This is a genomic window from Streptomyces griseocarneus (assembly GCF_014655595.1).
In the GTDB taxonomy this organism is placed as follows: Bacteria; Actinomycetota; Actinomycetes; order Streptomycetales; family Streptomycetaceae; genus Streptomyces; species Streptomyces griseocarneus.
Window position 1 is genome coordinate 187,993 of sequence record NZ_BNBL01000009.1, and the last position, 13,951, is coordinate 201,943.

Annotated in this window: 11 protein-coding genes; all 11 read right to left on the reverse strand. The window is 72.2% G+C overall.

The window, feature by feature from the left end; translation table 11 throughout:
* Positions 1-71: 71 nt before the first annotated feature.
* The 11 genes from IE295_RS22875 to IE295_RS22920 all read right to left on the reverse strand — a co-directional run bounded on the left by IE295_RS22875 (position 72) and on the right by IE295_RS22920 (position 13,938).
* Positions 72-1,532, reverse strand: a complete 1,461-nt coding sequence (locus IE295_RS22875; RefSeq protein ID WP_190065595.1) for a glutamate synthase subunit beta — start codon at positions 1,530-1,532, stop codon at positions 72-74.
* A complete protein-coding gene (gene gltB / locus IE295_RS22880; protein WP_190065596.1) occupies positions 1,525-6,081 on the reverse strand; it encodes a glutamate synthase large subunit in 4,557 nt (1,518 codons plus the stop codon). Before gltB ends, IE295_RS22875 begins: the two co-directional genes overlap by 8 nt.
* A gap of 311 nt (positions 6,082-6,392) precedes the next feature.
* Positions 6,393-7,124 carry a VIT1/CCC1 transporter family protein gene (locus tag IE295_RS22885; RefSeq protein ID WP_190065597.1) on the reverse strand — a complete coding sequence of 244 codons (732 nt, stop codon included), beginning with the start codon at positions 7,122-7,124 and terminating at the stop codon, positions 6,393-6,395.
* 221 nt (positions 7,125-7,345) lie between these two features.
* A complete protein-coding gene (lgt, locus tag IE295_RS22890) occupies positions 7,346-8,326 on the reverse strand; it encodes a prolipoprotein diacylglyceryl transferase (protein ID WP_190065598.1) in 981 nt (326 codons plus the stop codon).
* Positions 8,327-8,406: 80 nt separating this feature from the next.
* Entirely contained in the window at positions 8,407-9,294 is an 888-nt protein-coding gene (locus IE295_RS22895; RefSeq protein WP_224322867.1) for a DUF8017 domain-containing protein, read from the reverse strand.
* A 62-nt stretch (positions 9,295-9,356) separates the two neighbouring features.
* The gene (locus tag IE295_RS22900; protein ID WP_190065599.1) at positions 9,357-10,139 is read right to left on the reverse strand and encodes a DsbA family protein; all 783 of its coding nucleotides are present in this window, start codon (positions 10,137-10,139) and stop codon (positions 9,357-9,359) included.
* A gap of 65 nt (positions 10,140-10,204) precedes the next feature.
* Entirely contained in the window at positions 10,205-11,020 is an 816-nt protein-coding gene (trpA, locus tag IE295_RS22905) for a tryptophan synthase subunit alpha (RefSeq protein WP_190065600.1), read from the reverse strand.
* Positions 11,020-12,273, reverse strand: a complete 1,254-nt coding sequence (gene trpB, locus IE295_RS22910; RefSeq protein WP_190065601.1) for a tryptophan synthase subunit beta — start codon at positions 12,271-12,273, stop codon at positions 11,020-11,022. Before trpB ends, trpA begins: the two co-directional genes overlap by 1 nt.
* Before the next feature lie 97 nt (positions 12,274-12,370).
* A complete protein-coding gene (gene trpM / locus IE295_RS34475) occupies positions 12,371-12,523 on the reverse strand; it encodes a tryptophan biosynthesis modulator TrpM (RefSeq protein WP_372478773.1) in 153 nt (50 codons plus the stop codon).
* A gap of 6 nt (positions 12,524-12,529) precedes the next feature.
* Positions 12,530-13,339, reverse strand: a complete 810-nt coding sequence (gene trpC, locus IE295_RS22915; RefSeq protein ID WP_190065602.1) for an indole-3-glycerol phosphate synthase TrpC — start codon at positions 13,337-13,339, stop codon at positions 12,530-12,532.
* Positions 13,340-13,518: 179 nt separating this feature from the next.
* Positions 13,519-13,938 (reverse strand): DUF2752 domain-containing protein, encoded by a 420-nt coding sequence (locus tag IE295_RS22920; RefSeq protein WP_190065603.1) that lies wholly within the window; start codon positions 13,936-13,938, stop codon positions 13,519-13,521.
* Positions 13,939-13,951 lie beyond the last annotated feature (13 nt).

Genomic DNA, 13,951 nt, shown 5'->3' on the forward strand with positions numbered 1-13,951 from the left:
GCGCGCGTGGCGGCGCCCGCCTCGGGTCGGGGATGAGGCGGGCGCCGTGTCACGGGGGGGGGCGGGAACCGTCAGACGGTGAGCGCCCGGTCCGTCGGCCTGACCGGGGCCGGCAGGGTGCTGGTTCCGGTGAGGTAGCGGTCCACGCCGCGGGCGGCGGAGCGGCCCTCGGCGATGGCCCAGACGATGAGCGACTGGCCGCGGCCCGCGTCACCGGCGACGAACACGCCGGGGACGTTGGTGGCGTAGTCGGCGTCGCGCGCGATGTTCCCGCGCTCGTCCAGTTCCACACCGAACTGCTCGACGAGACCGTTCTGCCGGTCGGTGCCGGTGAAACCCATCGCGAGGGTGACGAGCTGGGCGGGGATGCGACGCTCGGTGCCCGGCTTCTGCTCGAGCTTGCCGTCGACGAAGGCGACCTCGATCAGGTGCAGCCACTGGACGTTGCCGTCCTCGTCGCCCTCGAAGTGGGTGGTGGAGACGGAGTAGACCCGCTCGCCGCCCTCCTCGTGGGCCGAGGTGACCTTGTAGAGCATGGGGAAGGTGGGCCAGGGCTGGTTCGCGTTCCGCTCCTCCCCCGGCTTCGGCATGATCTCCAGCTGGGTGACGGAGGCCGCGCCCTGGCGGTGGGCGGTGCCGACGCAGTCGGCGCCGGTGTCGCCGCCGCCGATGACGACGACGTGCTTGCCCTCGGCGGTGATCGGGGAGACCGTCAGGTCGCCCTCCTGCACCTTGTTGGCGACGGGCAGGTACTCCATGGCGAAGTGGATGCCCTTGAGGTCGCGGCCGGGGACGGGCAGGTCGCGGGAGGTGGTGGCGCCGGCGGCGATGACGACGGCGTCGTAGCGCTTGCGGAGCTTGGCGGCGTCGATGTCGCGGCCGATCTCCACCTCGGTGCGGAACTTGGTGCCCTCCGCACGCATCTGCTCGATGCGGCGGTTGATGTGCCGCTTCTCCATCTTGAACTCGGGGATGCCGTAGCGCAGCAGGCCGCCGACGCGGTCGGCGCGCTCGTAGACGGCGACCGTGTGGCCGGCCCGGGTCAGCTGCTGGGCGGCGGCGAGGCCGGCGGGGCCGGAGCCGATGACGGCGACGGTCTTGCCGGAGAGCCGCTCGGGCGGCTGCGGGGTGACGTCGCCGGCGTCCCAGGCCTTGTCGATGATGGTGACTTCGACGTTCTTGATGGTGACGGGCTGCTGGTTGATGCCGAGCACGCACGCGGACTCGCAGGGCGCGGGGCACAGGCGGCCGGTGAACTCGGGGAAGTTGTTGGTGGCGTGCAGCCGCTCGGACGCGGCCGCCCAGTCCTCGCGGTAGGCGTAGTCGTTCCACTCGGGGATGAGGTTCCCCAGCGGACAGCCGTTGTGGCAGAACGGGATGCCGCAGTCCATGCAGCGGCTCGCCTGCTTGCTGATGACGGGCAGGAGGGAGCCGGGGACGTAGACCTCGTTCCAGTCGCGGACGCGCTCCGCGACGGGACGGGTGCGGGCGACCTCGCGGTCGCTGGTCAGAAAGCCCTTCGGGTCAGCCATGGGTCGCCGCCTCCATCATCTTCTCGTGGGTCTCGGTCTCGGTGAGACCGGCTCGCTCGGCGGCGTCCTTGGCGGCGAGCACTGCCTTGTACGTGGCGGGCATGACCTTGCGGAAGCGGGTCACGGCCGTGTCCCAGTCGGCGAGGAGGCCGGCCGCGACGGTGGAGGCGGTCTCCTCGTGGTGGCGGCGCACCACGTCGTGCAGCCACTGCCGGTCGGCGTCGTCGAGGGTGTCGACGGCGGCGGCCAGCTCCTTGTTGACGTTGCGGGGGTCGAGGTCGACGACGTAGGCGACGCCGCCGGACATGCCGGCCGCGAAGTTGCGGCCGGTGTGGCCGAGGACGACGGCCCGGCCGCCGGTCATGTACTCGCAGCCGTGGTCGCCGACGCCCTCGGAGACGACGGTGGCGCCGGAGTTGCGGACGCAGAACCGCTCGCCGACGCTGCCGCGCAGGAACAGCTCGCCGCCGGTGGCGCCGTAGGCGAGGGTGTTGCCGGCGATGGTGGAGTACTCGGCGAGGTGGTCGGCGCCGCGGTCGGGGCGGACGACGATGCGGCCGCCGGAGAGGCCCTTGCCGACGTAGTCGTTGGCGTCGCCCTCCAGGCGCAGGGTGACGCCGCGCGGGAGGAAGGCGCCGAAGGACTGGCCGGCGGAGCCGGTGAAGGTGATGTCGATGGTGTCGTCGGGCAGGCCGGCGCCGCCGTACTTCTTGGTCACCTCGTGGCCGAGCATGGTGCCGGCCGTGCGGTTGATGTTGCGGATGGGCAGCTGGGCGCGGACGGGCTGGGGGGCCTCGTCGCCGACGGTGTTGAGGGCGTCGGCGGCGAGCTTGATCAGCTGGTTGTCGAGCGCCTTGGCCAGGCCGTGGTCCTGGGCGGTGGTGCGGTGGCGGACGGCGCCCTCGGGCAGGTCCGGCACGTGCAGCAGGGGCTCGAGGTCCAGGCCCTGGGCCTTCCAGTGGCCGACGGCCCGGCCGGTGTCGAGGAGTTCGGCGTGGCCGACGGCCTCCTCGAGGGTGCGGAAGCCCAGCTCGGCGAGGAGCTCGCGGACCTCCTCGGCGATGAACTCGAAGAAGTTGACGACGAATTCGGCCTTGCCGTTGAACCGCTCGCGCAGGACGGGGTTCTGGGTGGCGATGCCCACGGGGCAGGTGTCGAGGTGGCAGACGCGCATCATGACGCAGCCGGAGACGACGAGGGGGGCGGTCGCGAAGCCGAACTCCTCGGCGCCCAGGAGGGCGGCGATGATCACGTCGCGGCCGGTCTTGAGCTGGCCGTCGGTCTGCACGACGATGCGGTCGCGCAGCCCGTTGAGCAGCAGGGTCTGCTGGGTCTCGGCGAGGCCGAGCTCCCAGGGGCCGCCCGCGTGCTTGAGGCTGGTGAGCGGGGAGGCGCCGGTGCCGCCGTCGTGGCCGGAGATCAGCACGACGTCGGCGTGGGCCTTGGAGACGCCCGCCGCGACCGTGCCGACGCCGACCTCGGAGACCAGCTTCACGTGGATGCGGGCCGCGGGGTTGGCGTTCTTGAGGTCGTGGATGAGCTGTGCGAGGTCCTCGATGGAGTAGATGTCGTGGTGCGGGGGCGGCGAGATCAGGCCGACGCCGGGGGTGGAGTGCCGGGTCTTCGCGACCCAGGGGTAGACCTTGTGGCCGGGCAGCTGGCCGCCCTCGCCGGGCTTGGCGCCCTGGGCCATCTTGATCTGGATGTCGTCGGAGTTGACCAGGTACTCGCTGGTGACGCCGAAGCGGCCGGAGGCCACCTGCTTGATGCTGGAGCGGCGCGCAGGGTCGTAGAGGCGATCGGGGTCCTCGCCGCCCTCACCGGTGTTGGACTTGGCGCCCAGCCGGTTCATGGCGATGGCGAGGGTCTCGTGGGCCTCCTGCGAGATGGACCCGTAGGACATGGCGCCGGTGGAGAAGCGCTGGACGATGGAGCTGACCGGCTCGACCTCCTCCAGCGGGATCGAGGGGCGGTCGCTCTTGAAGGAGAACAGGCCGCGCAGCGTCATCAGCCGCTCGGACTGCTCGTTCACGCGCTCGGTGTACTGCTTGAAGATGTCGTAGCGGCGGGCGCGCGTGGAGTGCTGGAGCCGGAAGACGGTGTCGGGGTCGAAGAGGTGCGGCTCGCCCTCGCGCCGCCACTGGTACTCGCCGCCGATGTCGAGGCGGCGGTGGGTGGCCGCGATGCCGGTGGCGGGGTAGGCCTTGGCGTGGCGGGCGGCGACCTCGCGGGCGACGACGTCCAGGCCGGCGCCGCCGATCTTGGTGGCGGTGCCCTGGAAGTAGGCGTCGACGAAGCCCTCGTCCAGGCCGACGGCCTCGAAGACCTGGGCGCCGCGGTAGGAGGCGACGGTGGAGATGCCCATCTTGGACATCACCTTGAGCACGCCCTTGCCGAGCGCCTTGATGAGGTTGCGGATGGCGTCCTCGGGGGCGGTGTCCGGCAGGAACGTGCCCGCACGGACGAGGTCCTCGACGGACTCCATGGCCAGGTACGGGTTCACCGCCGCCGCGCCGTAGCCGATGAGCAGCGCGACGTGGTGGACCTCGCGGACGTCACCGGCCTCGACCAGCAGGCCCACCTGGGTGCGCTGCTTGGTGCGGATGAGGTGGTGGTGGATGGCCGAGGTCAGCAGCAGGGACGGGATGGGGGCGTGCTCGGCGTCGGAGTGCCGGTCGGAGAGCACGATGAGGCGGGCGCCGTCGGCGATGGCGGCGTCGGCCTCGGCGCACATCGCCGCGAGGCGGGCGGCGAGCGCCTCGCCGCCGCCGGAGACGCGGTAGAGGCCGGAGAGCGTGGCGGCCTTCAGGCCGGGCAGGTCGCCGTCGGCGTTGATGTGGATGAGCTTGGCGAGCTCGTCGTTGTCGATGACGGGGAACGGCAGGGTGACGCTGCGACAGGACGCGGCGGTGGGGTCGAGCAGGTTGCGCTGCGGGCCGAGGGAGGAGATCAGCGAGGTGACGAGCTCCTCGCGGATGGCGTCCAGCGGGGGGTTGGTGACCTGCGCGAAGAGCTGGGTGAAGTAGTCGAAGAGCAGGCGCGGCCGCTCGGACAGCGCGGCGATCGGCGAGTCGGTGCCCATGGAACCGATCGGCTCGGCGCCGGTCTTGGCCATGGGCGCGAGGATGACGCGCAGCTCCTCCTCGGTGTAGCCGAAGGTCTGCTGGCGGCGGGTGACCGAGGCGTGGGTGTGCACGATGTGCTCGCGCTCGGGGAGGTCGGCGAGGTCGACGAGCCCGGCCTCCAGCCACTCCTGGTAGGGCTGTTCGGCGGCGAGGGCGGCCTTGATCTCGTCGTCCTCGATGATGCGGTGGCTCTCGGTGTCGACGAGGAACATCTTGCCGGGCTGCAGGCGGCCCTTGCGGACGACCTTGGCCGGGTCGATGTCGAGGACGCCGACCTCGGAGGAGAGCACGACCAGGCCGTCGTCGGTGACCCAGTAGCGCCCGGGGCGCAGGCCGTTGCGGTCGAGGACGGCGCCGACGAGGGTGCCGTCGGTGAAGGTGACGCAGGCCGGGCCGTCCCAGGGCTCCATCAGGGTGGAGTGGTACTGGTAGAAGGCGCGCCGGGCCGGGTCCATGGAGGCGTGGTTCTCCCAGGCCTCGGGGATCATCATCAGCACGCTGTGCGGCAGCGAGCGGCCGCCGAGGTGGAGGAGCTCGAGGACCTCGTCGAAGGAGGCGGAGTCGGAGGCGTCGGGGGTGCAGACCGGGAAGAGGCGGTCCAGGTTCCCGTCCGCGCCGAACAGCTCGCTCGCCAGCTGGGATTCGCGGGCGCGCATCCAGTTGCGGTTGCCCTTGACCGTGTTGATCTCGCCGTTGTGGGCGACGAAGCGGTACGGGTGGGCGAGCGGCCAGCTGGGGAACGTGTTGGTGGAGAACCGCGAGTGGACCAGCGCGATGGCGGTGGCGCAGCGGCGGTCGGAGAGGTCCGGGAAGAACGGCTCGAGCTGCCCGGTGGTGAGCATGCCCTTGTAGACGATGGTGCGGGCGGACAGCGAGGGGAAGTACGTGTCCGCCTCGCGCTCGGCGCGCTTGCGCAGGACGAAGGCCTTGCGGTCCAGGGCCAGGCCGTTCGCCCCGCCGGCCGTGTCCGCGACGAACAGCTGGCGGAAGACGGGCATGGTGGCGCGGGCGCCGGCGCCCAGCAGGTCGGGGGCGACGGGGACGTCGCGCCAGCCGAGCACGGTGAGGCCCTCTTCGGCGGCGATCGTCTCGATCCGCGAGACGGCTGCGGCCGCCTCCCGGTCGTCCGCCGGGAGGAAGCCGATGCCGACGGCGTACGCGCCGGCCTCGGGGAGGGCGAAGGCGACGCTCTCGCGCAGGAAGGCGTCGGGGACCTGCATCAGGATGCCCGCGCCGTCGCCGGAGTCGGGGTCCGAGCCGGTGGCGCCCCGGTGCTCCATGTTGCGCAGGACGGTGAGCGCCTGTTCCACGAGCTCGTGGCTCGCCTCGCCGGTGAGAGTCGCGACAAAGCCGACACCACAGGCGTCGTGCTCATTGCGCGGGTCGTACATCCCCTGCGGGGCGGGGTGGGATGCGTGGCGCATCGGCGCTCCCGTCGTCGTCTGGCAGTCATGTCAGAGGCATGTGCCGAGGGACGACGCTGGCCCTCCGCTGAAAAGTTCGTGCAGATTACATGATGGGCGGCTTCTCGAAAAGTGGAAGGCTTGGTCCATCATCTGGACACCCGGGGTGTGAGCGGAGCGCCTGGAGGCCTTGGGATCACCAGGCCCGGTCGCGCCGACGAGAACGCGCGAGGGGGCGGCGTTGCCCCTGCTGCGCTACCGGATTGTGCCCTGTAGCCGAGGAGCTGAAACCGCCAAGAAATCTGCACGTTATGCGGATGCCCGCATAAGCATCACCCGACAGCGGTGCCGAAGGCAATACCGAGGAGGTAAGTCACACCCGCCGCCGCCCCGCCGAGCAGCAGCTGCCGCAGCCCGCTGAACCACCACGACCGGGCCGTCACCCGTGCCACGACCGCGCCGCAGGCGAAGAGGCCGAGCAGCGCCAGCAGCACGGCGGGCCAGAGCTCGGTGGCGCCCAGGAGGTAGGGCAGTACGGGCAGCAGCGCGCCCAGCGCGAAGGATCCGAACGAGGACGCCGCGGCGACCGTCGGCGAGGGCAGGTCGGAGGGGTCGATGCCCAGCTCCTCGCGGGCGTGGATCTCCAGCGCCTGCTCCGGGTCCTTCGACAGCTGCCGTGCGACCTCGCGGGCCAGCTTCGGCTCGACGCCGCGCGACTCGTAGAGCGCGGCGAGCTCCTGGAGCTCGTCGGCCGGGTGCTTGCGCAGCTCGCGCCGCTCCACGTCCAGCTCGGCCAGGACCAGCTCGCGCTGGGAGGCCACGGAGGTGTACTCGCCGGCGGCCATCGAGAACGCGCCCGCCGCGAGACCCGCCAGGCCGGCGATGACGATCGTCTCCGAGGAGGCCGACCCGCCGGCGACACCCGTCATCAGGGCCACGTTGGAGACCAGTCCGTCCATGGCACCGAAGACGGCCGGGCGCAGCCAGCCGCCGTTCACATCGCGGTGCGTGTGGTTGTCACGGTGCGCGATGTGCGTCTCCGCGGCCGTGTCGAGGACAGCCATTGCTCCGGTCGCTCCCTTCCCCAGGGGCACGGGCCCGTCGCCCCGCCCCTCTCGCGTACGAGTCGTATGACCCGTACGAGTCGAAGGTACGCATGTTCGACCTTGATCCGCTAGCAAGGCAGGCCGTACTAACCTCGCTGACCTGCGGCTTTTTATCGGCGAGACGACGAAAAGCCCCCACGGCCACGGCCGTGGGGGCTTCGGTCGACGCGACGCGCGCGTCAGGGCTTCTTCGGGCCGGCGGGCTTGGGGGCGGCGGCCGGGTCGGCCTTGCCGTCCTTGGCCTCCTTGGCGCCCTTGCCGGACGCCGTGTGCGGCTCCTTGCGGGACGCCTTGCCAGACGCCTTGCCGCCCTGCGCGCCGCCCCCGGCGGCGTCGTCGGCGGCACCCGGCTCCACCACGGCCTCGCGGCCGGGCGCCTTCTTCGCCGAGATCACGATGTACGCCACCGCCGCGAGGAAGACCAGGATCGACGTCCAGCCGTTCAGGCGCAGGCCCAGCACGTGGTGGGCCTCGTCGACGCGCAGGTACTCGGTCCAGAAGCGCCCGACGGTGTAGGCGGCCACGTACAGGGCGAAGGCCCGCCCGTGCCCGAGCTTGAACCGCCGGTCCGCGAAGATCACCAGCGCCGCGACGGCGAGGCACCACAGGGACTCGTAGAGGAACGTCGGGTGGTACGTCCCCGCGACGCGCCCGATGGCCGGGTCGGCGTCGATCTTCAGCGCCCACGGCAGGTCGGTGGGCTTGCCGTACAGCTCCTGGTTGAACCAGTTGCCCCAGCGCCCGATGGCCTGGGCGACCGCGATGCCGGGCGCAATGGCGTCCGCGTACGCCGGCAGCGGGATGCCCCGCCGGCGGCACCCGATCCACGCGCCGACCGCGCCCAGCGCGATGGCGCCCCAGATGCCGAGGCCGCCCTCCCAGACCTTGAAGGCGTTCACCCAGTTCCGGCCCGGGCCGAAGTACAGCTCGTAGTCGGTGATCACGTGGTAGAGACGCCCGCCGACCAGGCCGAAGGGCACCGCCCACACCGCGATGTCGGCCACCGTCCCGGCCCGGCCGCCGCGCGCGATCCAGCGTCGGTTGCCGAGCCAGACGGCGGCGAAGACACCGATGATGATGCAGAAGGCGTAGCCGCGCAGCGGGACCGGGCCGAGGTGGATCACGCCGGTCGAGGGACTGGGAATGTATGCGAGTTCCATGGCAGACAAGAACCTACCTCGTGGCGGCGCCCAGGCCCAGGGCGGCCCTTTCCGGCCCGTGACCCGCGGTAGCCCTCAGCTCACGGGCGCGCGGGCCCGCCGGTCTGCCGCACCGTGGAGAGGATCTTCCGCACCATCGTCTCCGGCACCTCCTCGGGTACGCCCTTGACTCCGTGGAACGTCCAGGAGGCGAGGTCGCCCTTGGCGTCCTTGAAGGCGAAGGCGAAGGCCTTGCCGTCGAAGTCGCAGACCTTCTTCCCGTCCTTCTCCACGGAATTCCGTGCGCCGGTGGAATGGGCCGTCGCCAGGCTGCCCGTGATCCCGGACGCGGTGGTGTACGGCTCCACGGAGCCGGCCCGGACCCGCTGCTTGTCCGACTGGGCGTAGCCGCCGTGGATCCACAGACGGGCGTTCTCCCGCGCCGCCTCCTCGGTGCTGCTGCTCCCGGACTCACCCCGGGAGCCGGCGGCGGCGATGGGGGTGTCCTCCGTGCCGCCGCCCTCGCCGTCGGCCTGGCACCACCGCTCCTTGAGGACCGCGGGGGCCTTGAAGCCGACGAGGGGCTTGTCCTCGGGGTCGTCCTTCTCGGTCACGTAGCTCGCCCAGTCCGCGGACTTGAGCTGCCACTCGGCGGGGACGTCGAAGGCGATGCCGCGGTCGGGGTTCACGACGGCCTTCCAGCCGGGGACGACGGCCTTGTCGCCGCCGCCGGCCGCGCGGGGGTTGTCGGTCGCGGCGGCTTCCCGGGACGCCGAGGCGGACGGCCCGGGGGCGGCGTCCGTGCCGCCGTCGCCGCCGAGCACCAGATAGCCGGTGACACCGGCCGCGATGACGACGGCGGTGGCCGCGACGACGGCGATGACGACGGTCTTCCGGCCGCCGCCGGGCCGGGGCGGGGGCTGGGGCGTCCCCACCGGGGGTATCCCCATCGGCTGCTGGTACGGATTCGGCTGCTGGGCTGCGCACATGAGGAGCAACCCTAAGGGGGCATGATCGAAAAGGTGCCGCCCACCCCGGCGGTGCCCGCGCGTCAGCCCTTCTGTGCCTCCGCGACCATCTCGCGGAACTTCTGCGGGGTGAGCGGGGTGGTCGGGCCGTAGATGCTCTTGCCGTTCAGCAGGACGGTGGGGGTGCCCTGGAGGCCCGAGGTGCTGAAGGCCTGCTGGGACTTCTGGACCCAGCTGTTGTGGGTGCCGTCCTCGACGCACCGCTTGAACGCCGGGCTGTTCAGGCCGACCTTGTCCGCCAGCTCCAGCAGGCGCTCCTTCTTGCCGAAGGCGTCGTCCGTCTCCGGCGGCTGGTTCTTGTAGAGCTCGTCGTGGTAGGCGGTGAACTTGCCGGCGTCCTGCGCGCACGCCGCCGCGTTCGCGGCGTTGAGGGAGCCGGAGCCGGGCAGGTTCTTGTCGATCAGCGTGACCAGGTGGTACTCCGACTTCAGCTGCCCCTTGGCCTCCAGGTCGTGGACCGCGTCCCGGAAGCCGTTCTCGAACTGGGCGCAGGCCGGGCAGCGGAAGTCCTCGTAGACGACGAGGGTGGCCTTCGCGGCGGCGTTGCCCGCGGGAATGGCCAGGTTGTCCTTGCCCATGGCCCCCTGGGGGACGACGACCGGGCCGGAGGTCTGCTGCTTGTTGTCCTTGCCGCCGCCGGAAGAGGCCACCAGCGCGGCGATCCCGGCGCCCGCGCCGAGCACGGCGGCCACCGCGACGCCCGCGATCATGGCCCTCTTGCGTTTGACGCGGGCCTGCTCCCGCTCGCGCTGTTCCTGCAGCCGCTCGCGGGCGCTGCGCTTTCCGTCGCTGTTCTTCTGGCTCACATCCCCCTACAACGAACCGGGGGCGCGCCCATGCGCGCCCCCGGCCGTCGTTTCCTCCAAAAGGGTTACGCGCGCTTGCGTACGCCCTCCGCCAGTTCACCCGCGAGGGTACGGACCGCCGCCAGGCCCGACTCCAGGTCGGGGGCGTCCAGCAGTCGCTTGACGAAGGCCGATCCGACGATGACGCCGTCCGCGAACTGAGCCACCTCGGCGGCCTGTTCGGGGTTGGAGACGCCGAGGCCGACGCAGACGGGCAGCTCGGTGACGGCCCGGGTGCGGCGGACCAGCTCCTGGGCCTCCTGGCCGACGGACTCCCGGGTGCCGGTGACGCCCATCAGGGACGCGGCGTAGACGAAGCCGCTGCCGGCCGCCGTGATCTTGGCGAGGCGTTCGTCGCGGCTGCTGGGCGCGACGACGAACACCGTGGCCAGGCCGTGCTGTTCGGCGGCCTTGCGCCAGGTCTCGGACTCCTCCACCGGCAGGTCGGGCAGGATGCAGCCCGCTCCCCCGGCGGCCGCGAGGTCGGCGGCGAACCGCTCGGCGCCGTAGCGGTCGACCGGGTTCCAGTACGTCATGCACAGCACGGGCGCGCCCGTGATCTCGTGCGCCTCCCGGACCGTGCGGATGACGTCGGTGATCCTGATGCCGCCGCGCAGCGCGATGTCGTCGGCGGTCTGGATGACCGGCCCGTCCAGGACCGGGTCGCTGTGCGGCAGCCCGACCTCGACGACGTCGCAGCCGCCGTCGAGCATGGCGGTGACGGCCCGGACGCCGTCCGCCACGGTCGGGAAGCCGGCGGGCAGGTAGCCCACCAGCGCGGCCCGGTTCTCGGCCTTGGCCGCGGCCAGCACGGAGCTCAGCAGTTCGATGTTGCCTGCCATCACTTCGCCCCCGCAGCGTCGTCGGCGTCGTTGTCGTACAGCCCGAAGTAGCGGGCCGCGGTGTCCATGTCCTTGTCGCCCCGGCCGGAGAGGTTGACCAGGATGAGCCCGTCCGGGCCGAGCTCGCGGCCGATCTCGAGGGCGCCGGCGAGCGCGTGGGCGCTCTCGATGGCCGGGATGATGCCCTCGGTGCGCGAGAGCAGGCGCAACGCCTGCATGGCGTCGTCGTCGGTGACGGCGCGGTACTCGGCGCGGCCGGTGTCCTTGAGGTAGGAGTGCTCGGGGCCGATGCCGGGGTAGTCCAGGCCGGCGGAGATGGAATACGGCTCGGTGATCTGGCCGTCCTCGTCCTGCAGGACGTAGCTGCGCGAGCCGTGCAGGATGCCGGGGGTGCCCTGGGTGAGGGTCGCGGCGTGCTCGCCGGTCTCGACGCCGTGGCCGCCCGGCTCGCAGCCGATCAGGCGCACGCCCTCGTCGGGGAGGAAGGCGTGGAAGAGGCCGATGGCGTTGGAGCCGCCGCCGACGCAGGCCACGGCGGCGTCCGGCAGGCGGCCGGCGCGCTCGAGGATCTGGCGGCGGGCCTCCACGCCGATGACCCGGTGGAAGTCGCGGACCAGGGCCGGGAAGGGGTGGGGTCCGGCGACCGTGCCGAAGAGGTAGTGGGTGCGGTCGACGTTGGCCACCCAGTCGCGGAAGGCCTCGTTGATGGCGTCCTTGAGCGTGCGGCTGCCGGACTTCACGGCGATGACCTCGGCGCCGAGCATCCGCATCCGGGCGACGTTCAGGGCCTGCCGCTGGGTGTCGACCTCGCCCATGTAGATGGTGCACTCGAGGCCGAACAGCGCGCAGGCCGTCGCCGTCGCCACGCCGTGCTGGCCGGCGCCGGTCTCGGCGATGACGCGGGTCTTGCCCATGCGCTTGGTGAGCAGCGCCTGGCCCAGCACATTGTTGATCTTGTGGGAGCCGGTGTGGTTGAGGTCCTCGCGCTTGAGGAACACCCGGGCGCCGCCCGCGTGTTCGGCGAAGCGCCGCACCTCGGTGAGGGCGCTGGGGCGCCCGGTGTAGTTGACCATCAGGTCGTTGAGCTCGGCGGCGAAGGCGGGGTCGGCCTTGGCCTTCTCGTACTCGGCAGCGACCTCGTCGACGGCCGCGACGAGGGCCTCGGGGATGAACTTGCCGCCGAAGGCGCCGAAGTAGCCGGACGCGTCGGGCACTTGGCCCTCGGGGTCGGGAACGAAGAAATCGGAGGACACGAACGCACTCCTCGGGTCTGTGAGGGTTCCGGGTGGCGGGCGGGCCGGAAGAGCCCGCCGCGGGCGCGACGGCGCCGCACCCGGCGATGACGGGAAGCTAGAGCGCGGCGCGGCCGCGCCATCGCATCCCGTTGATCTGCCCCGGCTCACAGCCGATGTGGTACCGCACGCGGCGCCCGAGGACGCGGCGTGCGGGCGCACGGCAGCCCCGCGGCCGGCAGCCGCGGGCGAGCCGTGCGTACGCCCTCATGGCGGGTCAGCCCCGCCCGTGCCGCAGGGCCGGGTGGGCGCCCGCGGCGACCAGGTCGGCGACCGCGCCCTTGGGGTCGCGGCCGGTGACCAGGGACTCGCCGACCAGGACAGCGTCGGCGCCGTCGTTGGCGTAGGCGATCAGGTCGTGCGGGCCGCGCACGCCGGACTCGGCGATCTTGATGATGCCGTCGGGGATCTCGGGGGCCACGCGGGCGAAGGTGCCCCGGTCCACCTCGAGGGTCTTGAGGTTGCGGGCGTTGACGCCGATGATGCGGGCGCCGGCGTCCACCGCGCGCTGGACCTCCTCCTCGTCGTGCACCTCGACCAGCGGGGTCAGCCCGATGGACTCGGCCCGCTCGATGAGGGAGACCAGGGCCTCCTGCTCCAGCGCGGCCACGATCAGCAGCGCCAGGTCGGCGCCGTAGGCGCGGGCCTCCCACAGCTGGTAGGCGGTGACGATGAAGTCCTTGCGCAGGATCGGGATGTCCACCTTGGCGCGGACGGCCTCGAGGTCGGCGAGCGAGCCGCCGAAGCGGCGCTGCTCGGTCAGCACGCTGATGACGGCCGCGCCGCCCGCCTCGTAGTCGGCGGCGAGCCCGGCGGGGTCGGCGATCGCGGCGAGCGCGCCCTTGGACGGGCTGGAGCGCTTGACCTCGCAGATCACGCTGACGTTCTCGCCGCGCAGGGCGGCCGCCCCGTCCCTGGCCTGCGGGGCCTTCGCCGCGCGCTCCTTGAGCTCGTCGAGGCTGACGCGCGCCTGCCGTTCCGCGAGGTCGGCACGGACTCCGTCGATGATCTCGTCGAGCACACTCACGCGAGCGGCCCCCTTCCGGACTCGGATGGTCTGGGCTGGTGCGGTGCGATATCACCTCACCAGGCATCTGCGATGGTACTTGCCGGAGGGCGAAGGTTTCGCATCCGGTTGACGCCGGTCCCGCCAGGTGGACCCATGAATGGACGCCTCCGGGAGCCTCCGGGAGGCTCCGGTGCCGCTCAGGGCGCGAGCGCCGATCCGAACGGCAGGTTCCGTACGAGCGTGAAGGCGAGCACGATCCCGCCCAGCGCCCACCAGTGCCGGGCCCGCGGGGCGAGCGGCATGCCCCCGCCCGACCGGAGGACCCTGGCCAGCCACAGGACCCACAGCACGGCGAAGGCGGCGTAGCCGGCGACGGCCAGGGCGTTGGCGCCCAGCGCGGCCCCGAGGTCGCCGTGGGCCAGCGCGTGCAGGCCCCGCAGGCCGCCGCAGCCGGGGCAGTACAGCCCCGTCCAGCGCAGCAGGGGGCAGGCGGGGTAGTGACCGGGCCGGTTCGGGTCCACGGCCGCGACCCCGGCGACGGCCGCGCCGACCCCCGCGGCCACCCCGAACGGCGCGGCCAGGCGGTGGGCCAGGGGCCCGCGTGCAGAGCCTCTCACACTGCCGAGTGTC